Source organism: Thiobacter subterraneus, assembly GCF_055379455.1.
In genome coordinates, this window is record NZ_AP042402.1 from 131,613 (window position 1) to 154,498 (window position 22,886).

25 protein-coding genes are annotated in these 22,886 nt (G+C 59.0%); 24 read left to right on the forward strand and 1 reads right to left on the reverse strand.

The window, feature by feature from the left end:
- Nucleotides 1-61: 61 nt before the first annotated feature.
- The 24 genes from trfA to ACZ42P_RS00855 all read left to right on the forward strand — a co-directional run bounded on the left by trfA (nt 62) and on the right by ACZ42P_RS00855 (nt 22,342).
- Nucleotides 62-973 carry a plasmid replication initiator TrfA gene (gene trfA, locus ACZ42P_RS00740; RefSeq protein WP_464898199.1) on the forward strand — a complete coding sequence of 304 codons (912 nt, stop codon included), beginning with the start codon at nt 62-64 and terminating at the stop codon, nt 971-973.
- A gap of 340 nt (nt 974-1,313) precedes the next feature.
- Nucleotides 1,314-1,703: a hypothetical protein gene (locus tag ACZ42P_RS00745; protein WP_464898200.1), complete on the forward strand. Its 390-nt coding sequence runs from the start codon at nt 1,314-1,316 to the stop codon at nt 1,701-1,703.
- A 339-nt stretch (nt 1,704-2,042) separates the two neighbouring features.
- Complete coding sequence (traD, locus tag ACZ42P_RS00750) at nt 2,043-3,836, forward strand: conjugative transfer system coupling protein TraD (protein WP_464898201.1); 1,794 nt, start codon at nt 2,043-2,045, stop codon at nt 3,834-3,836.
- Nucleotides 3,837-3,839: 3 nt separating this feature from the next.
- Complete coding sequence (locus tag ACZ42P_RS00755) at nt 3,840-4,388, forward strand: phospholipase D family nuclease (RefSeq protein WP_464898202.1); 549 nt, start codon at nt 3,840-3,842, stop codon at nt 4,386-4,388.
- Nucleotides 4,389-4,442: 54 nt separating this feature from the next.
- Complete coding sequence (locus tag ACZ42P_RS00760) at nt 4,443-4,988, forward strand: IncC plasmid conjugative DNA transfer DtrJ family protein (protein ID WP_464898203.1); 546 nt, start codon at nt 4,443-4,445, stop codon at nt 4,986-4,988.
- Nucleotides 4,989-5,003: 15 nt separating this feature from the next.
- Nucleotides 5,004-5,645, forward strand: coding sequence for an EAL domain-containing protein (locus ACZ42P_RS00765; protein ID WP_464898204.1), 642 nt, complete (start codon nt 5,004-5,006; stop codon nt 5,643-5,645).
- Nucleotides 5,642-6,043, forward strand: coding sequence for a metal-dependent hydrolase (locus tag ACZ42P_RS00770; protein WP_464898205.1), 402 nt, complete (start codon nt 5,642-5,644; stop codon nt 6,041-6,043). The genes ACZ42P_RS00765 and ACZ42P_RS00770 overlap by 4 nt, the downstream gene beginning before the upstream one ends.
- A gap of 56 nt (nt 6,044-6,099) precedes the next feature.
- Nucleotides 6,100-7,323, forward strand: a complete 1,224-nt coding sequence (locus ACZ42P_RS00775; protein WP_464899343.1) for an RNA-guided endonuclease InsQ/TnpB family protein — start codon at nt 6,100-6,102, stop codon at nt 7,321-7,323.
- Between the two features lie 194 nt (nt 7,324-7,517).
- The gene (locus tag ACZ42P_RS00780) at nt 7,518-7,904 is read left to right on the forward strand and encodes a hypothetical protein (RefSeq protein WP_464898206.1); all 387 of its coding nucleotides are present in this window, start codon (nt 7,518-7,520) and stop codon (nt 7,902-7,904) included.
- A 9-nt stretch (nt 7,905-7,913) separates the two neighbouring features.
- Nucleotides 7,914-8,399, forward strand: a complete 486-nt coding sequence (locus ACZ42P_RS00785; protein WP_464898207.1) for a lytic transglycosylase domain-containing protein — start codon at nt 7,914-7,916, stop codon at nt 8,397-8,399.
- Nucleotides 8,400-8,416: 17 nt separating this feature from the next.
- Nucleotides 8,417-8,998 carry an OmpA family protein gene (locus ACZ42P_RS00790; protein ID WP_464898208.1) on the forward strand — a complete coding sequence of 194 codons (582 nt, stop codon included), beginning with the start codon at nt 8,417-8,419 and terminating at the stop codon, nt 8,996-8,998.
- Nucleotides 8,995-9,192 (forward strand): hypothetical protein, encoded by a 198-nt coding sequence (locus ACZ42P_RS00795; RefSeq protein ID WP_464898209.1) that lies wholly within the window; start codon nt 8,995-8,997, stop codon nt 9,190-9,192. The genes ACZ42P_RS00790 and ACZ42P_RS00795 overlap by 4 nt, the downstream gene beginning before the upstream one ends.
- A complete protein-coding gene (gene traA / locus ACZ42P_RS00800) occupies nt 9,182-9,469 on the forward strand; it encodes a TraA family conjugative transfer protein (protein WP_464898210.1) in 288 nt (95 codons plus the stop codon). The genes ACZ42P_RS00795 and traA overlap by 11 nt, the downstream gene beginning before the upstream one ends.
- 10 nt (nt 9,470-9,479) lie before the next feature.
- Nucleotides 9,480-9,776, forward strand: a complete 297-nt coding sequence (traL, locus tag ACZ42P_RS00805) for a type IV conjugative transfer system protein TraL (protein WP_310676500.1) — start codon at nt 9,480-9,482, stop codon at nt 9,774-9,776.
- Between the two features lie 7 nt (nt 9,777-9,783).
- Nucleotides 9,784-10,377: a type IV conjugative transfer system protein TraE gene (gene traE, locus ACZ42P_RS00810; protein ID WP_464898211.1), complete on the forward strand. Its 594-nt coding sequence runs from the start codon at nt 9,784-9,786 to the stop codon at nt 10,375-10,377.
- Nucleotides 10,349-11,011, forward strand: coding sequence for a TraK domain-containing protein (locus ACZ42P_RS00815; protein ID WP_464898212.1), 663 nt, complete (start codon nt 10,349-10,351; stop codon nt 11,009-11,011). The genes traE and ACZ42P_RS00815 overlap by 29 nt, the downstream gene beginning before the upstream one ends.
- A complete protein-coding gene (locus tag ACZ42P_RS00820) occupies nt 11,008-12,255 on the forward strand; it encodes a TraB/VirB10 family protein (protein ID WP_464898213.1) in 1,248 nt (415 codons plus the stop codon). The genes ACZ42P_RS00815 and ACZ42P_RS00820 overlap by 4 nt, the downstream gene beginning before the upstream one ends.
- Before the next feature lie 3 nt (nt 12,256-12,258).
- Nucleotides 12,259-12,996, forward strand: a complete 738-nt coding sequence (locus ACZ42P_RS00825; protein ID WP_464898214.1) for a DsbC family protein — start codon at nt 12,259-12,261, stop codon at nt 12,994-12,996.
- Between the two features lie 11 nt (nt 12,997-13,007).
- Nucleotides 13,008-13,571, forward strand: a complete 564-nt coding sequence (traV, locus tag ACZ42P_RS00830) for a type IV conjugative transfer system lipoprotein TraV (RefSeq protein WP_464898215.1) — start codon at nt 13,008-13,010, stop codon at nt 13,569-13,571.
- Entirely contained in the window at nt 13,568-16,141 is a 2,574-nt protein-coding gene (traC, locus tag ACZ42P_RS00835) for a type IV secretion system protein TraC (RefSeq protein WP_464898216.1), read from the forward strand. Before traV ends, traC begins: the two co-directional genes overlap by 4 nt.
- On the forward strand, nt 16,138-16,506 hold the full coding sequence (locus ACZ42P_RS00840; protein WP_464898217.1) for a hypothetical protein: 369 nt from the start codon (nt 16,138-16,140) through the stop codon (nt 16,504-16,506). The genes traC and ACZ42P_RS00840 overlap by 4 nt, the downstream gene beginning before the upstream one ends.
- A 10-nt stretch (nt 16,507-16,516) precedes the next feature.
- Complete coding sequence (locus ACZ42P_RS00845; RefSeq protein ID WP_464898218.1) at nt 16,517-17,326, forward strand: conjugal transfer protein TraF; 810 nt, start codon at nt 16,517-16,519, stop codon at nt 17,324-17,326.
- Nucleotides 17,327-17,424: 98 nt separating this feature from the next.
- Nucleotides 17,425-18,849 carry a conjugal transfer protein TraH gene (locus tag ACZ42P_RS00850; protein ID WP_464898219.1) on the forward strand — a complete coding sequence of 475 codons (1,425 nt, stop codon included), beginning with the start codon at nt 17,425-17,427 and terminating at the stop codon, nt 18,847-18,849.
- A gap of 7 nt (nt 18,850-18,856) precedes the next feature.
- Entirely contained in the window at nt 18,857-22,342 is a 3,486-nt protein-coding gene (locus tag ACZ42P_RS00855) for a conjugal transfer protein TraG N-terminal domain-containing protein (RefSeq protein ID WP_464898220.1), read from the forward strand.
- On the opposite strand, the gene ACZ42P_RS00860 is transcribed toward ACZ42P_RS00855, so the two are convergent.
- Nucleotides 22,337-22,879: a hypothetical protein gene (locus ACZ42P_RS00860; protein WP_464898221.1), complete on the reverse strand. Its 543-nt coding sequence runs from the start codon at nt 22,877-22,879 to the stop codon at nt 22,337-22,339. The two genes, ACZ42P_RS00855 and ACZ42P_RS00860, sit on opposite strands and share 6 nt — an antisense overlap.
- Between the last annotated feature and the right edge of the window lie 7 nt (nt 22,880-22,886).

A 22,886-nucleotide genomic window follows, 5' to 3' on the forward strand; every position in this document is an offset into this window, starting at 1 on the left:
AGCTGCCGCCAAGTGCGCTTTTCGCTGCGGCTTTCAGGCGTCGCCCTGATAAAAGGAGGAGATGGGTCATCCACCTCCTCAACTCTCTATTCCCTTTCTTGAAGCCGGAGAGTCGATTCCGAACACCGGGGTTGCGCAAGCGCTGGACAGGATACGTCAGCGCCGGGAGCAGGATGCCATCGCCGCGGGCCTGCCTGTGCCATCGAACGGCAAGCCCTTGCCAAACGACGTGCTGAGGTCGGCGCTGTTTGGTGTGTCAGAGAAAGCCTTTCGGCGAGAAGAAAAGATCGCGTCCGTGGAAGGATTGAATGTCTACATGGTACGCGGCTATCGTCCGACGCAGGCTCATCTCGACGTTTGGGAGCATTGTCTGGCGCTCGCAGCCAAGCATGGCACGGGCAAGCAAATCCGGTTTTCCGCGTACTCCTTTCTCACGGCAATCGGACGCACGACAGGCAAATCCGACTACGAATGGCTGAAAGAAGCCATCAACGACCTTGCGGGCTGCCTGGTGCGTATCTCGAACGGTCGTCACTCGTACTTCGGCGCCTTGATCCAGGAAGGGTTCAGGGATGAAGCGACGGACGAGTACGTGATCAGCGTCAACGAGCGGCTCGCGCTGCTCTTCATGGGCGGCAACTGGACCGCCCTCGATACCGTAGAGCGCGCAAAGCTGAGGCGGCATCCCCTGGCCCAGTGGCTCCACGCCTTCTACTCCACCCACTCGGAACCCTACGCCTACAAGGTCGCCACGCTGAAGGAGTTGTGCGGCAGCGACGCGGAGGAGTTGTGGAAATTCCGCCAGGTGCTCCGGCGAGCCATCGAGAAGCTGGCCGAGACGACGGGGTGGGAGTGTTACATCGACGACGAGGACAAGGTGGTTGTAAACAAGACAAGCAAAAACAATGCCAGACCCACTATCGGGATAGCGGGTAGGGTCAAAACAAGCAAGTTATCCACAGATCGGCAGTAATCATGAATGCGACTATCGGGATAGTGGGTAGTGGATATCGGGATAGTGGGTAGGGCGTCACCGCAAACTATCGGGATAGCGGGTAGAGGGTATCGGGATAGCGGGTAGCAAACTATCGGGATAGCGGGTACCAAACTATCGGGATAGCGGGTAGGGTCGCGCCTGTGGAAAACATGTCCAACTAATTGAAAAATAATGAAAACAAAAGTTATCCACAATCGCCCTAATCTTTTTCTAATCTTTTTTTAATCTTTAAGAGGAACGTGACTCGTTGAAACAGATAGGTTTTGTGCTCTTTTCCACAACGTTCTGAACGAACGCGAAGCTATTCTCCCTTGGTATGGAAGCTAATCAGAAAACTCTGCATCCGGTCTGGCTGTATGACGGCAAGCCGGAATACGTTGACCTCAATGTTGGAGCCACATCGTCGGTTCAAGGCGGTTATGTCCTCGCTCTGGAACTCGCGAACGGAACGATACGGCTGGCCGCGACTCGCCATCCTGCGAAGTACGTCACTGCCTGGCGCCACAACGTAAGGCGCTACGGCCTGTCCGATGTCGTCCGGGTGCTCGTGTCCCACCCCTATCTTCGCTACGAGGCCGTCAAGCGCGGGATCGCAAGCAAGTTGGCCGAATACAAGGACGAAGAATCGGATGCGTATCGGCTGGATATCGAGACTTTTACGGAAAAGGCACGAGAAGTGTTCGCAGTGTCTGGGTTGTACCAATGAAAAGGGGCGGCGCCATCATGCGTTTAGCCGCGCCGACGCTTGCCGTGCTCGCGGTCAGTGCTGGGGCAGCCCATGCGGATGGCAGTCTCTTCTCCCAGGATAAGACGCAACCACAAAGACAGCGCGCCACCTTCTCGGATCGGGAGCGAGGCAGGCTGCTTCAGGACGCCTACGCCTGCAATCGGCCTGGCAAGACGCCAGAAGAACAGCAGCGGTGCCGGGCATGGGAGGCGCAGGCCCGGCAAATGATTTCCGAGCGGACACGCGCCAATCATCAACGCGCAGAACCGCAGCTTCAAGAACTCAGACAGCTCTACCGCCAACAGCCAAGGTAACGGCATGTTCGAATCCGTGGATTTCGAGGAACCGTGGCGCAAGGTGCACGAATGGCCGATGTCGCTAACCTGGTTGGCAGCATCCGCCATGACGCTCGCTGTAACAGCCACATTGCCGGTTCCAACCAGGGCAGGCGTTGCGGCATCGATCGCATGTCTGTCATTGGCTGCTTGGCGGGGCGCACAGGCTTGGAGGAGAAACCAGGCGAGGGCAAGAGCCCTGGATAAAACCAGAAAGGAGTTCGTCACGCCACAAGACCTGATCGCGAAACAGAAGCCCGGACAGTTCTGGTTGGGCAAGGGATTCGTCTGGACAGACATCGAGGCTCGAAAGATGCATGCCCTGATTGGGAAAGGCGTGGCCGAGACCTTCGGTAAAGAGTTTGTCAAGGATGGCGCCCACTGGCTTCATGGACTATCCAGGGAAGAGGATGTCTATGCCGATCTCGGCTTGCTCGAAGGGCATACTCTGATTGTTGGGTCAACTGGCGTGGGGAAGACGCGCCTGTTCGATCTCCTGATCGCCCAGGCCATTGCCCGTCATGAACCGGTCATCATCATCGACCCCAAAGGCGACCACGGCTTGGCCTCGAATGCTCGCAAGGTCTGTGAGGCGCTCGGTCAACCGGAACGGTTCGTCTATTTTCATCCCGCCCATCCTGAAAAGTCCGCCTGCATCGACCCGCTACGCAACTGGAACCGCAAAACGGAACTTGCAAGCCGGATCGCTGCGCTGATTCCATCGGAGACGGGTGCGGACCCGTTCACGGCGTTCGGCTGGAAGGTGCTCAACGACATCGTGAACGGCCTGATCGCGACCGGCCAGAGGCCGAATCTCGTGCAGTTACGGCGCTACATCGAAGGCGGACCGGACGACCTGCTGCTCAAAGCGCTGCGAATCCACTTCAAACACCACGTTCCGGATTGGGAAGCTCGCTCTAGCAGCTTCGTAAAGCAGTACAAGGGCAATCAGCTACTGGCCTATATCAGCTTCTACAAGCAGGTTGTGATCCATGACGCCCAATCCGTCGATCTGGACGGTCTGATTTCCACCTACGAGCACAACAGAGAGCACTTCCAGAAAATGGTGGCGTCGCTCATTCCGATCCTTTCCATGCTGACGAGCGATCCGCTGACAGAACTGCTGTCTCCGGACTTCGAGGCAGGACACGACAAGCTGGTGACGGACATGGCGCGAATCATCCGGGCCGACAAGGTGATGTACGTGGGTCTCGATTCTCTGGCTGATGCCACGGTGGGAAGCGCCATCGGCTCCATCCTGCTTGCCGACCTGACCGCCGTGGCCGGCGATCGGTACAACTACGGCATCGACTCGATCAAACCGATCAACGTGTTCGTGGATGAAGCGGCGGAGGTCATCAACAACCCGACCATCCAGCTCCTGAACAAGGGGCGCGGCGCAGGGTTTCGAATGACCATTGCAACCCAGACGTTCGCTGACTTCGCCTCGCGTCTCGGAGATGAGAATAAAGCCCGCCAGGTGCTCGCCAACACCAACAACAAGATCACCCTGCGTGTGCAGGATGCTGAAACGCAAAAGTACATCGCGGACGGCATTCCGAAGATCAAGGCCAGGTCGATGATGGTCCGTTACGGTCACAACGTCGACTCCAACATTCACGACGCCTACAGCGCCTCCTACCAGGAGCAGGCGACAGAAGAAGAGGCCGACTTGATACCTCCCGCCATCCTCAGCGAACTCCCCCCTCTGCATTTCTTCGCCCGATTGTCCGGCGGCAGGACGATCAAGGGGCGGATTCCGATTCTGGTGGAGTAGGTCGTGAAGTGGCGGGCCTTGCTGGTTATCGCATTTCTATGTGCGACGCAGGCAGCAAGCGCAGGTCAAGCGATTCATGCGCTTCCTGCAAAGGGAACGATCGAGGTCGCGTTCTCGCCAAACGGCGGTGCCACGGCCCTGGTGGTGAAAACGATCGCTGGTGCCAGGAAATCCATCCTGGTACAGGCATACAGCTTCACTAGCACCCCGATCGCCGGGGCGCTCGTTGAGGCCAAGTCACGCGGCGTGGACGTGCGCGTCATCCTCGACAAAAGCCAGCGCTCGGAGCGCTACACGTCGGCAACCTATCTTGCAAACCACGGGGTGCCGGTGTGGATCGATGCTGCGCACGCCATCGCCCACAACAAGGTAATGGTGATCGACGGCGAGACCGTGCTCACCGGCTCATTCAATTTCACCAAGGCAGCCGAGGAGAAGAACGCCGAGAACGTGATCGTTCTCCACGGGAATCTGGGCCTGGCAAGAATTTACGCGGCCAACTGGGGCGAACATCTTTCTCATTCCGAGAATTATGGCGGTCCGAGGTACTAGATGGCGCGGCAAGCTTCAGAACGACGGGGTGAATGGGGCCACTTCATTGCCGTCATGCTGATCGTCGGCTTCATGGCGGCATGGGCATTAATTCCATCAAGGGTGCTGGAAGAGACCTGGCATGCGGAGAACAAACAGATGGAGGCATGGGCAGGAGAAAGGGCGGAGAGGTGGATCCGGTCCCAAGCGTTTGCCGCCATTAGCGCGATGGCGCAAGATGCGGAAAAAGTGGCGCGCAATCTTGGCACAAGTGGCATTGAGCGCTGGCTCACAGATCGAATCTATGCAAGCGTGATGTGGGTGGCCACGGCAGCCTACCGCGCCTATGCGCTCATGATGTGGACGCTTCTTGGCATGCCGTTGATTCTGGCGGCATCGGTCGATGGCTTCTACGTGCGCGAGATTCGCAAGACGGCGTTCATCGCGCAGAGCCCCATTCGGCACAAGATCGGCATCCATTTTTTCCGGCTCGCAAGTGTCGCGGTCGTTGTGTGGCTCTTTCTGCCGGTTCCCATGCCAATCATCGCGGCGCCTGCCGTGGTGTGCTTCATGGCGCTTTCGCTCTGGCTATGGGCAGGAAACTTGCAAAAACGGTTGTGATTCCAGGCATGAGGCATGAGCATGTATCGACACCGCGTCCAACCAATCCTTGACGCCGCGACATTGGAGGTCACGGCACTGGAAGTTCTGAGTACTGGGCCGTTGGTATTCGATGACGAGACGGAAATGGTCTATGTGGATGTTGCCAGCCTTGAATACGCGCTCGGATTGGTTGCGACCACAGGTTTTCGCATCCACTGCAACATCGAGTATTCCACGCTCATTCTGGCGCCTTGGGTGATCCAAAAGATCAGGCCGGGCATCGTGATCGAATTGGTGGAGCGGCACGAAATATTCGAGAAAAGTGAAGTTCACACCTGGATTGCAGAGGCCGCCACCAAGATACGCAGCAGAGGAGGGTCGATTGCAATGGACGATGTGACACCCACCACGTTGGAGCGAGAACTCATCAAGACATTGCGGCCGGACATCATCAAGGTCGAGAACAGGGACGCGCTGGCCGAAATTCGTAACGCGGTGAAGGGCACGCCCATCATTGCCGAGCGCATCGAAACGGGACGCCATGCAGAGTTGGCGCGAAAGCTTGGTGCTAGAGAAATACAGGGATTTTGGTGCGACCGGAAAGCGCTAGCCCATGCCGGATACCGGATGGCCGTGAATGCGTCTCTGGCTGATTTCGCGCTGAGCATTACATGATGGCTTTTACGCACATCGCCGCAGGAAGTGCCTTCGCGCTGCTGGCTGCTGAATGGCTCAATGCGCCAGCGCCACAAGCGGTGTTGATGCTAGCCGGCGGCGTGCTGGGCAGCATGTTGCCGGACATCGACCATCCAGGGAGCGCCTTCGGGCGTCGGGTGCTCCCGATCTCGATGATGCTCGCTGCCGTGTTTGGGCATCGAGGCATAACGCACAGCCTGCTTGCCGTGGTCGGCATGTCTGCGCTGGCCTGGTTTGCGCTGCACCATCTCGATTGGCATCCGGGCTATTCCGTACCGTTCGTTGTCGGCTTGTCGGCGGGTTACCTCTCGCACTTGGCCGGCGATTGGATGACCCGGTGCGCGGCAAGCCTCGGCCTTCAGGCCGGGGAAGGATAGCGCGGACGCCGTTGGCGTCCTTGTCTTTGCTGTTCATGAAGAGTAGGGTTTCTAGAATACAACGTCTCCAGGCTTTCAAATTCGCTCTGATGCCAACCGGCGAACAGGAACGGCAGATGCGCCGCTTCGCCGGTGCGTGCAGGTTCGTGTTCAACAAGGCGTTGGCGTTACAGAAGGAACGCTACACGCAGGGCGAGAAGAAGCTTGGATACACCGGGCTGTGCAAGGAACTCACTGCATGGCGCAACGGATCTGAAACGCCGTGGCTCAAGGATGCGCCTGTGCACCCGCTACAGCAGGCGCTCAAGGATTTGGAACGAGCCTACACCCACTTCTTCGCCAAGCGGGCAGGCTTCCCGCGCTTCAGGAAGAAAGGGCAGCACGACAGCTTCCGCTACCCCGACCCTAAACAGATCAAGCTCGATCAGGGGAACAGCCGCATCTTTCTGCCCAAGCTCGGCTGGTTGCGCTACCGCAAAAGCCGCGAGGTGCTGGGCACGGTGAAGAACGCCACCGTCAGCCAATCGGGCGGCAAGTGGTTTGTCTCCATCCAGACCGAGCGGGAAGTGGAGCAGCCCGTGCCGCAGGCCACTACGGCAGTGGGCATCGACCTGGGCGTGGTGCGCTTTGCCACGCTCTCGGACGGCACCGTCTATGCGCCGCTCAACAGCTTCAGGCGGCACGAAGAGGCATTGCGCAAGGCGCAGCAGGCGCTCGCCCGCAAGACGAAGTTCAGCAATAACTGGAAGAAAGCCAAGGCCAAGGTACTGCGCATCCACGCGCGCATCGCCAACGCCCGCCGCGACTACCTGCACAAGACCACGACCACGATCAGCAAAAACCACGCGATGGTGTGTATCGAGGACCTGCGGGTGCGGAACATGTCCAAGTCGGCGGCTGGCACGGCGGAGGCGCCGGGAAGAAACGTTCGGGCCAAGTCGGGCCTGAACAAATCCATCCTCGATCAAGGCTGGTTCGAATTCCGCCGCCAACTGGATTACAAATTGGCATGGCGTGGCGGGCATCTCATCACCGTGCCGCCACAGAATACGAGCCGCACCTGCCCATGCTGCGGCCATGTGTCGGCAGAGAACCGGCAGACGCAAGCCCGGTTCGCGTGCGTGGAATGCGGTTTCGAGGAGCACGCCGATCTAGTCGGCGCGATCAATATCTTAAGGGCGGGACACGCCCGGTTCGCCTGTGAAGTGAGCGGTGCGGTAATGCCGCCAGCAGCAGGAACCCACCGAAGCGACTCAAGGGCGGCTCAATGCCGCACCTGAGCGCCGTAGGAATCCTCCGACTTTAGGCGGAGGAGGATGTCAACAACTCCGGCGTGCCGCTGTTGTGGCCGAGCAAGCGGCGGTTCGTTGCGCCGCTGCGGATTTTCACTGGGGATGTCCGCGAGTACCTTATGGCATTTGCCATGTATGGATGGGCCATTGTTCAAGTCCTGCGGACGATCGCGCGGTAAGCGATGTTGCGCCTGGCTTTGCAACTCGGTCTGCTTGCCGCCGGTATCGGGTTGGCGGCATCGCACCTGGACAGCCAGACCATGCAGAAGATCGAATCCTCGATCCGCGATCTTGCGGTGGTGTTCAGGCAAAGCGGATTGCCGGGAGGCCAGGGAGCAGCGTCTGGGATGGATAAAGCTGCGGATGCGTTGCAATCGGCGGCGCCTGCGCAGGCAAACGTGGCGCTAGAGCGCGGCGCGGCTGCTCCCGAAGAGCAGACGGCACCCCCGAAGGCGTTCTACAACAAGCTCCCGAACGAGTGCCACTGGGAGAAGGTTATCGACCCGGCATCCGGCGAGGTTTCGTGCTCGGTTCCAGCGCGGGTTGTCGCAGGAAAAAGGCACCAGTAGAGCGAAACAGTGCAGTTTCGTGCGCTTTTTGCCGCTGTCTGGCGCTTTGAACCCGATAACATCATCGCCATGTCAAGGACATGGACGACCGGCATCCTCCTTTTCGTCTTCTCGGTGGCCGCCAACGCGGCCTGCTTCGGAGAGGCCGCCGCCCGCTATGGGATCCCACCGGCGCTGCTCATGGCGATCTCCCGGGTGGAGTCGTCAGGCAACCCGCAGGCGCTCAGCCGCAACCCCGACGGCAGCTACGACATCGGTCACATGCAGATCAACAGCCGCTGGATACCGGTTCTTCAGCGGTATGGCATTACGGAGCGGAACCTGTTCGACGCCTGCACCAACACCTACGTCGGGGCCTGGATTCTGGCTCAAAACATTCATCGGCTTGGATACAACTGGAATGCGATCGGCGCTTACAACGCCCGAAGCCCGAGTAAAAGGATGGCATATGCCAGAAAGATCGCTGAGGTTCTGAAACGGGAGGGAGTTCTTTGAACGTGGGGCGTAATTTGATGCTGGTGCTGCCAATGGTGTTGGCTGGCTGCGCAGGCAACCAACAGGCATTTCGTGAAGAAATCGCAGCGCCACACCCGCCCAGTGTTGGCTGGGTGAAGCAGGATTGGAGGATTTGCAAGGACGATGCTTGCCCGAAGCCGACACCAAAGACTGTTGAACTTTCAGCGCAGCCGATGGCCGTTGCGGCGCAGCCCACCAGTCCAGACAAAGAGCGCACGACGCAAATGACAACCGCGCGCGAGCCGGTCGTGGTGCATTTCGAATTCGCAAAAGCGATCCCGGCGGGTGACTGGAAGCGCGCGCTGGAGACCATCGAGCGTCAGGTGGCGCCATCAGACAGTCTTCTCATCAAGGCGTATACCGACAACGTAGGGAGCGCCAAATACAACGATCGCCTCGCGCGCCAACGCGCCGAGTTCGTGCTGTCGTTGCTCAAAGCGCGAGGCGTCAAGAATCCGATGGAAGTCGAGGCCAGAGGCAAGTGCTGCTATGTGGAACCGAACGACACGGATGCAGGCCGCGCCGCCAACAGGCGCGCGGAGATTCATTTCATCAACACCAAGGAGATCAACAAGTGATTCCGAAATCGAATGAGGCAGTCCGGGACACGCTGATCGCCGGAGCGTTCATTGTGATGGGGGCATTGCTCCCTGGATCGCTGCTGGATAAGGGATTCGAAGCCCATATCGGCGGCATCGCAATGGGGCTGGGCATTGGCTGGCTCATCAAATCCATCATCGACCACACGAAAGGAGTGAAACGTGAATCGTAAGACCCAATTGGCCATCATCGCAGTGGCTCTTTCCGTCTTGGCGGGGAGCGCGTTTGCCGGAACGACCGGCACGGAGTTCGCAACCCTGTACACCTGGATCAACAACGTGGTGACGGGCTATTTCGGCCGTGCCGTCGCCGTAGCGGCGGTTGGGATCGGCGCCATCCTCTCCATTGCCCGTGTCAATCCCATTCCTATTCTGGCGGGCGTCGGCTTTGCGATCTTCCTGCAATACACGCCGACGATCATCACCGGCATCCTGACGGCGACCATCTGAGGGATTGGGCATGGGCGGCGACGAAACCGGATACATCCCGAAATCGCTCGATGCGCAGGAGCGATTCCTGTGGTGGGAAATGGACCAGGCGGTGATCGCCATCATGCTGATCGGCATGGGGGTCATTTCTGGCTCCATGCTCCTGGGGATCGCGGCAGGCGGTTTGGCGGCCTGGCAATACGGCCGCCTGAAAGCTGGCAAGCATCCGAAGTTCGCCGTCCATGCCCTTTACTGGTGGCTGCCGAGCGGTCTGTTCGTGAAGCCACGAGTCACCCCGCCTTCGGATCAACGCTACTTCCTGGGGTAAGAGAGAGATGCTTTTCAAGAAATACCTCTCGGAACGGGACAACGCCAACCACGAGATCCGCTTCATGCGCCTCCTCGTGGCAGGGCTGACCGTGGTGGTGCTCATCGAGGCGGGGGCCATGTTGAGGCTCGCGGGAGCGGAGAAAACCGTCCTCGTTCCCCCTGAAATCAACCGTAGCTTCTGGGTGTCGGGGAACGCCGTCTCCAAGGAATACCTGGAAGAGATGGCGTACTGGTATGCAGGGTTGGCGCTCAACATCACGCCCGCCGTCTCCGATTATCAGAACAGCCTGTTCCTCAAGTATGCGGCTCCATCCGAATACGGGCGCTTGCAGGCCGAAATGGGAGCGCGGGCAGAGTTCCTGAAAAAAAACAACACGGCGACCCAATTCTCGGTTCGGAACGTCACGACGGACGAAAAAGACCTCAAGGTGGCGCTGTCCGGGACGCTCGTGACCTGGACTTCGGACAAGAAGGCAGGCGAGCGGAACGCCACTTATCTCGTCGGATTCAAGTTCATGAATGGAAGACTCTATGTCAGCGACTTCAAAGAAACCAGCGATCAAAATCCTTTTGGCAACCCTGCTGGCAGCCAGTCTTGACGCGCACAGCGCCCAGGTTCTCACCGGAAAACCAGACGACACCCTGAGCGCCATGGTGTCACGGTCGGAGCCGACCATGATCCGTGTGGAGGGTCATCGCATCCGGCGGGTGTTCGGGGCCGAAGGTGATTTCACAGTCACACCGGATAAAGACGCGGGCGCTGCATATATCAAGCCGACGACCGACAAGCAGGCATTCAGCGTCTTTGTGTCGGACGAGAGCGGACGCACCTGGAAGCTGTTGCTGTCCGTTGCCGACGGCCCATCCGAGTCCATCATCATCAGGGGCAAACCGGAACCCGGCAACAAGGCGCCGGGTCGCGATATGGCGCGTAACGAAGCCATCAAGCGCGTCTTGCTTGCTCTCGAATCCTCTGGTGAGACGGATATGGAATCCAGGACAACGAACGAACTAGTGCCACTCTGGAAAGAAGCTATGTTCGTGCTCGTCAAGGTCGTCGATGGACCGTTCAGGGGTGAGAAATACATGCTCACGAATACCTCTGACAAACCCATGGCGATTGACGAGCGGGAGCTTTACCGGCGTGGCGTGGTGGCCGTGTCAGTTGAACGCCCAGAACTCAAACCTGCGGAAACGACGGCCGTGTACGTGATCTCGGAGACCTCCGAATGAGCACGGATGCCAAGACCACCCTCGCTGATCGTTTCAAGAACTTATCGCCAAAGGCCAAACAGTATCTCGTGCTTGGCACCCTGGGCACGGTTTTCCTCGGCCTCGTCTTTGGCGGTGTCGCTCTCTGGAACAACCAACCTTCGATGGTTCCGCAATCCGGCAAGGAAGAGCACACCACCAAGAACATCGCAACACCCGGGTCGCAGGTCGACCCGCGCGATGTCTGGATGGCGCAATCCTCTCAGCAAATGAAGGAAATGGATGCAGTCATTCAAGGGCTCAAGCAAAAGCTGGCTGAGGTCGAGCAGAAGCAGGCGGCGCCGCAGGCCCCCGCAAAGCAGGAAAGTGTGCTTCCGCCGCTGCCGCCTGTGCCGCCGCCTCTACCATCGGCACAGACGCAGCCGGCCGCACAAGAGCCTGCGCAGGCCAAACAGGAACCACCGCAGCCGCCACCACTCAAGGAACCGGGTATCGCCGTATTCGAGGTGAGTGATGCGGCGAGCGGTCAGCAGAAAAACGAGCAAGAGGCAGAAAAGCAAGGCAAGACCTACATACCATCAGGATCTTTCATGCGTGCTGTGTTGCTGGGTGGGCTCGATGCGCCGACGGGCGGCCAGGCCCAGAACAACCCTTGGCCGGTGCTGCTGCGGGTTCAGGACAACGCCTTCCTGCCCAACCGCTTCCGGGTCAAGGTCAAGGAGTGCTTCCTGCTGGGCTCAGGGTACGGCGACATCAGCTCCGAGAGGGCATATCTCCGGCTCGAATCGCTCTCCTGCGTCCTCAACAATGGGGAAGTGGTCGATACCAATGCCAAAGGGTATGTGGTCGGCGAGGACGGCAAGGCAGGCATGCGCGGGAGGCTAGTGAGTAAGCAGGGACAGGTGCTGGCGAATGCACTCCTGGCTGGTGTCGCCTCCGGTATCGGTCAAGCGTTCCAGCAAAGCGCGACGACCTATTCGACCAGCGCATTGGGTACGGTCGGCACCGTGGAAACGGGTAAACAGTTCCAGGCCGGGCTGGGTGCCGGCGTCGGTAAAGCGCTGGATCGGCTCTCGCAGTACTACATCAATTTGGCCGAGAAGATGTTCCCGATCATCGAGGTCGATGCCGGGCGGGTGGTGGATGTCGTCCTGACCAAGGGCGTGACGCTTGGTCTCGGCCCGAGTGTGGATGAAGGCGACTACTCCGAAATCTGGAAGCGTGGCCGCCAGATCATGAAGAAATCTTTGAACCCCATGGAGTAACTTATGCACAAACTCGTTGTTTCGATCATTGCTTTCGCAGTCGCCTCTGCGGTGTACGCTGGTGCAGACGACGTGGAAAAACGCCTCAAGGAACAGTATCCCGCAACAAAGATCACATCGGTTCGCGAAAGCCCGGTTAAGGGCGTCTATGAGGTCGTGATGGGGCGCAACGTCGCCTATACCGACGAGTCCGGGCGGTACATGCTCTTTGGTCACCTCTACGACATGCAGGAACAGAAAGACCTGACCGCCCAGCGCCTCGATGAGATCAACAGAATCGACGTGTCTGCGCTGCCGTTGGGGGATGCCATCAAGACCGTCAAAGGTGACGGCTCCAGGACGCTCTATGTGTTCTCCGATCCGGATTGCCCGTTCTGTCAGCGCCTGGAGCGCGAGACGATGCCAAAACTCGATAACGTGACGATTTACACCTTCCTCTACCCGTTGGAGGGGCTACATCCCGACGCCAAGCGTAAAGCGGAAACCATTTGGTGTGCCAAAGACCGCGCAAAGGCGTGGGGCGACTTCATGACAAGCGGCAAGCTGCCGGGGGGTAGCAACAAGTGCGACAACCCTGTGGACCGTAATATCCGGCTAGGAAGCAGCCTGGGCATCAACGGCACGCCGACCATCATCATGAGTGACGGAGCGATGGTGCCGGGGTTCGTGCCGGCATCCGAGCTCGAACGGCGTCTTTCAGGGGGCGGCCGCCCGATGGGTGGCGAGGTTCAGCGTCAGTGAAGGGGATCGACATGCGCACGTATGCTGCCGCGATCATGATCTCGACGCTCCTCGGAGGGTGCGCCAGCGCGATGTCGGGGCTGGACGGAGAGACCAAATTCGCCTGCAAGGCTCCCGAAGGTGTGAGCTGCGCATCGCTGTCCGGAGTCTATGCCAACGCCGTTGCCAACAATCTGCCGGGCTTGCGCAAGGAGGGCAAGGGCGAGGCGCAGGCGGCGCCGCCCGCGAAGTCCGGCGAGATCATTGGACGTGCGCCGTCATCCGGTGACCCAATTCGCACTCGACCGAAGGTATTGCGCCTCTGGATCGCCCCATGGGAGGACAGCGAAGGCGACCTTCATGACCAGTCGTACATCTACGTCGTGGCCGATCCTGGCCGCTGGGTGATCGAACACAACCAGAAGCGGATCATCGATCGCTACCGGCCGACCTTCATCCAGCCCAGCCAGGGCAATCCGGCACAAAAGCCGTTGACCTCTGTGCCACAACAGGCGGGTAGCGGCGTCGTGCTGCCTGGCGCGCAAGGCTATGGGCCGCCGGCAACGCAGCAACAGAACACAGGAGGGCAGGAATGAGCGTGCTCGATGCCCTGAAAACCGTCTTCTACGGCGAGCGTTTTGCTCCTGCCGACGCGGTTCCTCGTGCGCTGCTGGAACAAATCGCCACCATCCCGAGGCTTACCGGGATTCTGCCGTATCTGGGCTGGATGCAGGACGAAAAACTGTTCGTTCTTGACCAAGGCGCGTTTGGCGGGAAGCCCGAGCAAAACATCGGCTTCTGCATCGAAACCATGCCGCAAACCGGCGCCAACGAGGAAATGGAGCGGGTGCTGGCGAGTTTGTTCATGTCCTGCCCACCGGGCACGGGCATCCAAGTTTCTCTCTACGCAAGTCCGCACATTCTTCCGGTGTTGCGGGATCAGGCAAGCCGGCTTCCCGTCGATGGCCCCAAGCCCGACGCGGGATGGGAGGACAGACGCAACAGAAATGTCTTTCGCGCAGTGGCGCGCCGGAGAATCGAGTACTACCTCGAAGGCACGGGTAAGTCACTGTTCTCACACCATGTTTATCTGCTGCGCAACTACCGTTGCGTGATTTCCATCACGACGCCCCTGAGCCCTTCGAACCCCGCAGATGTGGAAGAGGCTATCCGCATCCGGGAAAGCGCCCATGCGACCCTGCGCTCGGCACACCTTCCGGGTTGGGATTGGGGACCGAATGACCTTCTCAATTTCGTGGCCGATTTCTTCGACCACGAGCGGGTGTTCGGGAGGGGGGCAGACAAGCCGATCGAATACGACGATTCGCGGCCGCTGCGCTCTCAGCTGTCGAATCTGGAGATCGCATCGAGCGTCGCCGACAGCTTCGTCAAGTTCCGCAAGGGGGGCGGGGAAGAAACCGCCCTGCAATGTTTCTCCGTGCGACAGTACCCCAGGTACTACCGCCTTGCAAGCATGGGCGCCCTGATCGGCGACTACTACCAGATGGCGCTGTCGATTCCGTGTCCATTCCTGATCACCATGGGCGCCATCATCCTCGATTACGAGTCGGCGCGGACCAAGGCCCAGGTCAAGGCTGCCCGCGCGACCCAGGCCGCCGGTTCCTACATGGCCCATTTCCAGCCAGATCTGCAAGACCGCAAGCGCGACTGGGACATGGTGCTGCGGGCATTCGACAACGGGCGCAACGTCGTCCAGATGTACCACCAGATCGTCCTGATCTCCAGGCTAGAAGACGTGGCAAGGAGCGAACATGCAGTGCGTGCCGTCTGGCGGGCGCGGGGTTTCGACCTGGCGAAGGATGTCTATCTCCAGCATCAGGCTCTCGTGGCGGCCATGCCGTGCGCGCTGACCCCGGCACTGCAAAAGGACTTGCAGATGTTTGGCCGTGCCGGAACCAAGACGGCGGACAACGCCGTCATGACAGCCCCGCTGATCGCCGAATGGAAGGGGACGGAGACGCCGGTGCTCACCCTGTTCGGGCGGCGCGGGCAGATCATGACTTTCGACCTGTTCGATAACAAGGGAGGCAATTACAACTTCGCCGTCGCAGCGTTATCGGGCTCGGGTAAGTCGGTCTTCGTGAACGAAATGGCGTTTCGCTACCTCGGAACAGGAACCAAAGTCTGGATCATCGACGTGGGCCGGTCATACCGCAACCTGTGCGAGCTTCTCGATGGGGAATTCATCGAGTTCTCGGATGAACGGAGCAATACGATCTGCCTCAACCCGTTCTCCATGGTCGTAGACATCAACAACGACATGGAAATGCTGCTGCCGCTGGTAGCGCAGATGGCAAGCCCGCGAGAGCCGTTGGACAACTACTCCTACGCGGCGCTGTCGGCGGCCATCAAGCGCGTGTGGGACGCCAAGGGGAAAGCGGCCACCATCTCCGACGTCTATGACCTGCTGAAAACAGGTCGCCTCTCAGAAGACGGCGAACATGAGCGCGAGCTGTCGCGCCTGGCAACCGCGCTGGAGCCATACACCCGGTACGGGGTGTACGCGAGCTACTTCGAAGGGGAAGCCAACATCCAGTTCCACAAGAACTTCGTGGTATTGGAGCTCGAAGAACTCAAGAGCAAGAAGGATCTCCAGGCGGTGGTGATGCAGCTCATGATGTACCGGATAACCCAGGAGATGTATCTCGACCGATCCAAACGGAAACTGGTCATCATCGACGAAGCGTGGGACTTGATGGGTAGCGGATCGAGCGCCGGGTTCATCGAGGCAGGATACCGGAGGGCCCGCAAGTATGGCGGCGCCTTTGGGACCATCACGCAGTCCGTCGAGGACTACTACAAGAACGAGGCGACCAAGGCCGCGATCCAGAATGCCGACTGGCTGTTCCTGTTGCGACAGAAGCCGGAATCCATCGATCGCCTGGGTAAGGAAGGAAAGCTGCATGTCGACGAGTGGATGAAGCGGCAACTATCGAGCGTGGCGACCGAGCACGGTTACTACTCGGAAATCTTCGTACACGGGCCGATGGGGTCGGGTGTCGGGCGGTTGATTCTCGACCCGTTCTCGATGCTTCTGTACTCAACCAGGGCGGAGGACTTCCAGGCAATCAAAACGCTCAAGGATCAAGGTATGCCCGTGATCGAGGCGATTGAGACGATCTTGACGCAGAGGGGGACGCATTGAAAGCTCACATCATCACATGGGCGTTATCGGTGTTGTCAGCGTGCATCATCGGTGCTGCATGGATATACACCCACCCATCGCCCCGCATGGTTCGAGTGGATGTGGGAAGCCTGTTCGACGAGCAAAAGAAAAGCCTGGCGGCTAGGATCAAACCAGGTATGTCCGAGGAAGAGCAAAAGGCCTTGCTCATGTCGGCAGCGGATTACGCCAACCAAGTCAATGGCGCCCTGGATGTCGTTGCCAAGGAATGCGGTTGCGCTGTCATCAACACAGCGGCAATCGTGCGGCTCCCGGAAACAGGCGGCACATCAGGCATTCCAGACATGACGGGGAGGGTCAAGGAACTGCTGTCGAGAGCAAGGTAAGAGGCCCAGCATGGGAATGTTTAGCCGGAAGCTGGCCTGGGCGCTGTCCTTGACGGCAGCAACATCAGCGATGGCAAATACGCCATCGAGTGGGCTGGACTATCCATCGGTCTGGCAGTGCGACAGCACGAAGTTCAACTGGTATTGCCAAGTCGAAGAGACGAAGCCGGTTGCCAAGAAAGAACGGCAACCGCCAACGAAAGCCAAGACCAGGGAAGAGATCGCCCTCGAAGAGATCGAGAAGCTCCGCAAGGAATTGGAAGCAAAGAGGGCGCTCGCCATCATGCAGCCGACCCAGGAAAACATCAAAGCCTACATCGCGGCTCAAGAAGCCATGATGAGTCGCGCATCCGTATTCTCCGATGTCTGGCGGCGCGTGGTGTGGCAAAACCCAGAGCTGAACTACGAGTTGAAGCGCCCCGTGAACAACGCTGCCATTGCGACCTACACGAACATCCGCAAGGCCACAGAAAAGCGCACGCTGGATGAGATCAACAAGGAATGGGGGCTGTTCTTCTTCTTTCGCTCGGATTGCCCCTACTGCCATCGTATGGCGCCGACCCTCAAGTTCCTGAGCGACACCTACGGCATCACGGTGCTCCCGGTCAGCGTGGACGGTGGAGGTCTGCCAGAGTACCCGAATCCGCAACGCGATAACGGGATGGCGGCGAAACTTGGAATCCGGCAAGTGCCCATGCTGTTTCTTGGGAACATCAAGGATCGGCGTCTGATTCCGCTGGGATCGGGTGTGATTTCCGCTCAGGATGTGATCGAGCGGATCTACATCCTCACCAGCACGCGGCCGGGCGATTTGTACTGAGGCGAAATGCTCCCGAGACGTTTGCTTTTGGGTGAAGAGGCGAGGGGGTGCGTCTGGTAAATAAACGGTGGTTTGAAATCACAAAAGAGAGGGTTCCCATGTTCCGAAAACGGCTTATCGCAGCAGCCATCGTTGCCACATTCAGCGTGTCTGCCTCGGCTAGCATCCAGTCCGAGATGCAGTCCTGGTTCAACGAGATGGGCGCCTATGGCAATGTGACCGGGGCGCAAGTCGTTCAGGGGCAGACTTCGACCGTCTACACAGGCGGCAGCATGTACATGCGGACGCCGATCAAGAACTACCAGCTAGCCTCCATCGCGCCACCCAGCATCCGCGCCGGTTGCGGCGGGATCGACCTCTTCGCCGGTTCTTTTTCCTTCATCAACTCCGAGCAGCTGACCGCGCTTCTGCGGAACATCGCCAACAATGCCGTCGGATACGCCTTCATGATGGCGGTGAAATCGATCTCCCCTGAAGTGGCCGATCTCATGCAGTACCTTCAAGATCAGGCATCCAAGATCAACGGCATGAATCTGAACTCGTGCCAGTTGGCGGAGGGCATCACCACGGCTACGTTGGGCCCACTGCTCTCTGACAAGAAGGAGCAGGCGAACGCACAGGGAACGGGTTCTGTCCTATCAAACCTGTGGCCCGACAGCTTCCAGTCCTTCGATGAATGGCGCAAGGATAAGAACGCCAAAAAGCAGGCCAGACAGCAGGCCGCCAACGCCGATCCGAATCTCAAGGAGATCCTGGAACCCGGGAACGTCGTCTGGAAGGCTCTCCAGAAGACCGATGTGCCAGACGAGCTGAAGGAACTGATGATGAGCATGATCGGAACCATCATCATCATTCCGCCTGGTGATCCTGGAAACGAGAATGGCGACAAGCCACTCTGGCGTTACGTCGGGCCGACCGGGGTCAAGTTCTCGGATTTCGTCGGCAACCCCGAGTCGCCCACCAAGAACGACATCACCCTTCTCAAATGCGGCAACGACTACGACTGCATGAATCCGACTGCGGTTCCGAATCAGTCCGTTGCCTCGCTGTCGTGGCATGTTCGCCAGACCATGGAAAAGGCCACGGACAAGATCATGAACCGCCAGAGCCAGAGCTTTGACGGAATCGACTATGCCGTCTACATGAATTCCTCGATCCCTGTGTGGAGGCTGGCCAACGTCGCCGCAATGAGCAGGGGAGGTCCAGCGCTTCTCACCAACAACTACGCCCAGACCGTGGCCGTCGAACTTGCCTACAACTGGTTCACCGAGATGGTGCGTACCCTGCAAAAGGCGCTTTCCAATAACTCGGCAGCCCAATCGCAGGACGTCGTGCAGGCGAGCGCAAGCTTGAACGAGCAAATCGCGAACGTGAGAAAACTCGCTGCCTCCGAGTATGTGGCGCAGTACCAGAAGGCCGTATCGATGGCGGAGCTGCAGAAGACCACACAGTGGCTCCATGAGACCATGATTAGATCGATGCCGGTCGACGTGCAGAAGTCTCTACTGACTTTCAATCGGTGAGGAAAGTGTGAACTTCGAGGTATACGCCTATTGGAATACCACCGAGCTGGCTGCGGTCTTCAATGCGATCGCCGCGATCACCGGAGGCGCAGATTTCAACGGACTGCTGCGCACGCTGGCGCTCGTCGCGATTCTCTCGCTCTCGATCGCCGTGCTTGCTGGTCGGAGCCGCATGGACGATTTCTGGAAATGGGTCGTCATGCTGGCCATTTTCCACGGAATGCTTCTGGTCCCGAAAAGCAACGTCGTCATCGTGGATCGTACCGGTACGGCTCCGACGCAAGTCGTATCCAACGTGCCCATTGGCTTGGCTGCCCTTGCACATGGTACAAGCAAGATCGGCGATTGGCTCACGACGACGTTCGAAACCGTCTTCTCTCTCCCAGACGATGTGCAGCTTCGGAAGAACGGAACCCTGTTCGGCCATCGAATCATGCGGGAGCGGCTTGCCGCAGGAACGGTCAACCCCATTCTTCTGCACAACTTGATGGAGTTTTACCGCGAGTGTGTCTGGCCGGATATGGCGACAGGCTACATCAGCAGCAGGGACATCAGCGAAGCCTCGGACATCTGGGCGCTGTTCAACAACACGAACCCTGGGCTGATGGTGACGATTCTGGATTACAACGATCCGGCGGCAAGCAGTACGGTAAGCTGCCCGAGCGCATACTCCACGCTGACAAGCCAGCTTGCGCTCGATACCGACAAAAATCTGGAGGAGATCGGCAAAAGGCTCTATCCGGGAATGAGCGCAGCGGCCGCCAAAGCAGCCTTCATTGGGTCTCTGCAGACAACGACAAACTATTTGCTCGGAGTGTCACAGTCAGCCCAGAATATCCTCAGGCAGGCGATTGTCGGCAACACCATCATCGATGCCGAGTACACGATTCCGTCCCAGGTAGGCGATGCCGCGCAAGCCCAGGTCAAACTGGCCGGGGCACAGGCCATACGGTCTTTCAACACGTCCTACGGCACGATGGCCGCGCTTGCCGACGAGACGATGCCGAAGCTACGCAATGCAGTCGAGATACTGACCTATGCGCTGTTTCCGATCGTCGTGCTCATCATCGTCGTGTCGGGCCAATATGCCGTCACATTCCTGAAAACCTATCTCGGCGCGCTCCTTTGGGTGCAATTGTGGCCGCCGCTTTATGCCGTCACGAACTTCATCATGAACACCAAAGCGGCGTCAGGGCTGTCCAGCGCGACGGCAGGGGACGGGCTCGCCCTGAAATACTACAACTACATTGGTTCTGCGGTTGCGAGCGATCAGGCCATTGCAGGAGTTCTGGCCATCGCCATCCCGGTGATCGCATATGGCATCGTGCAGGCAACGATGGCGGCGGCAAATTCGGTGGCCTCGGCGGTGACGGCGGGCGGTGCATACGGTGCGAGCCTTTCCCAGGGTAATCTCACCATGGGCGCGGCCAACGTCGATACGACCAAGGCCGGTCTATACACCGCCGGTCTTTACAACATGCAACCCATGCTCAAAGGCGGCGTGCCAAACAGCATGGTTGCCGGGGAACAGGGTACGGTCGCACAGGAAGGCTTGATCTACCGTTTCTCTGGATCGTGGGGTCAGGCCTCGGCGCTGGATTCAAACCGGGATGGTCGCATTACCGTCGATGAGATCACCTCTTTCCAGGGGCTTGGATCCAGCATGTTCGGCGGTAAGGCCGGCCTGTCCCTGGGGCAGAGTCGGTCGGACGGTATCTATTCGGATGAATCGGTTCAGGCTGGTAAGGGACGAGCGGCCTCGCTTGGAGATACCCAGACGGCGAGACTGACCAGCGAGCAAGGAGCCGCTTGGAGCCGGACGTTCACGCAGGCACTCAACGACGAAATCGGCCGGGAAACGGGGGGTGGGGTTACGACTGCGGCTGGGCATTCATCCAATACCGGAAGCGAAGCGTCAGGACAGAAGTCCTTGCAGAACAATGAGGGGGGCTCGTTCGACTCAAGAATCAGAGGAGGAGTTGGCACGCCTTCACAGGGAGCGCCAGCCAAAGACGCCTACGAGAAAGCCAAAGCCGCAGGCGAGCCTGTAGACTTAAGGCACAAGCTGGCCAGCGCGATCAGCAGGGCAATATCCGCTTCTGTCAGCGGTGGCGTCCAAACTGCCCAGCAATACGCGGAGTCGGCGATTCAGACTATGAGGGCCATGAGCCAGGATGACATCAGGCAGAGTTATGACATCGTAAGTCGAGCCCTGAAAAAGACCGCTGGCACAACCTCGGACCAGGGGATGCGCCAGGCGACAGAGCGGATGGCGGCGGCGCTGGACAAGGCGAAGACGTTCGATAGCAAGGAATTGGCATCGATCATGGAACAGGCCAGCGCCGGCAATCGCCGGGACGTGACGAGCCGCAATGCGGCAGAAGTGTCGAGCGACACGAGTCGTGAGCTGTTCAAGACGGCCTGGATGATGCTGGCTAGCCGGCAGGGGTGGGACGATACAGTGACCACGGAGCGGTTGGCAACGTTTGCCCGCGAGTGGAACAGCAACGCCTCATTCCGGGAAGACGCCGAAATCGCCATGCTTGAACGTCTCAAGGGGAACAGCCTGCTGCAAACCGGAGTGCGCGATCCTTTGGGTCAGGACGAGCTTCGGGATCTGGGCGGCGCGGACGTTGATGCGCTGAACCGCCAAGGGCGCGCGGAGGTTGCGGCACAGAATAACTCGAATGTGGGGCAGGTCAGGCAGAACCAATTCGCCGATCCGCGCTCGATGCCAAGCATTGCGCCGGCTGCTCAAGCCTACGCGCAGACCATGAGCCAGGCGGATGGGGAAACTCAACGGAGAGCGGCCCAGATGCACCTGGAGCAGGGCATCAACACAGTGGCCAATGCGCTTTACCACGACAGGCAGAAAGGCTTTATCCAAACTTTTGCGAACTCGTGGCTCGGAGGGATAGGCTCGGCGAGCGCGCAGGATTACGCGGCGAAACTCCGCGAGGCGGCGGCCAAAGACCCCGAGTTGGCGCGTGGCCTGGCCGCGATTGGAATTAACCACGAGCAGGCGAAGATCATGCCGACCGAGCAGAACTTGGAGTGGGTTACGCAAAGGGCAGGGCGGTCGCTTGCGGAGGCGCAAGGCACCGTCTCCACGATGTGGTATGACTTCAAAGATAACACCGCACAGTGGACGAAAGGTTTGTTCAGTAGCGCGAACAACATGCTGGACCGAACGGTGGATTATGGCCACCAGGTAGCGGCAGAAATTTTAGGACGCGGAGAAGCTCAGCAGCCGCAGCCTCAGCCTCCGGTGATGGGTCAGCCTCCAGTTGCCGGATTAGGCGAAGGGGCGTTCGGCAACCAGCCGGGCCAGCAACAACAGGCTGGGCCGGGCAACTCGCTTGCAGGATCGCCAGGCCAATCAAACCTTGACAAGCTCTTCGGAGGCGGGCAGAAGCCCACGCCGACTCAGCAGCAGCCTACAGAGGAAATGGGTAGCCAGCAGAAGGGCGACGCGCCGCCGCCGAGATCATAAGATGTCGTCAGACCCAATGCGTGAACCGGCGGAGTAATAGCCGATCCCTTGCGGGCCAGCGGTTAATCCATCTTCGCCAAATAGACCAAACTGGTGGTCAAACGAGCTGCTGTGGTCGATGTGAAGGTTGCTGCCGCTATCGACGCTGACGCCATCAAGAGGCATGAAAGAATCATCGTAGTCCCCTTGGGGTCGTTGGCCACCGGGAGCGGCACCAAACTCATCCACCAGCGGGGTGTAAGGTTCTCCCGTCAGCCAGTGCAAGAGCCGCCAGAAGATGTCGATGACGAAGTAAACGAAAGACGCAAGGAAAAGCGTCCCGAGAACGTCGTACAAAGAACGCGAGAATTTTTGTAACTCTCCGGACATCCCGAAAACCATCAAGGCAGCCGCCGTACACACGGCTGACGCAAGCCACAGACGGCGCGCCATCTTGCTCTTCAGTTCACTGGTCAGAAAACACGTGATGCGGCCGACGGTGTAAAGCGGCACACCGAAGATGGCGACCAAAATTAAAATCCCGAATACGGTGCTCATGTTTTTA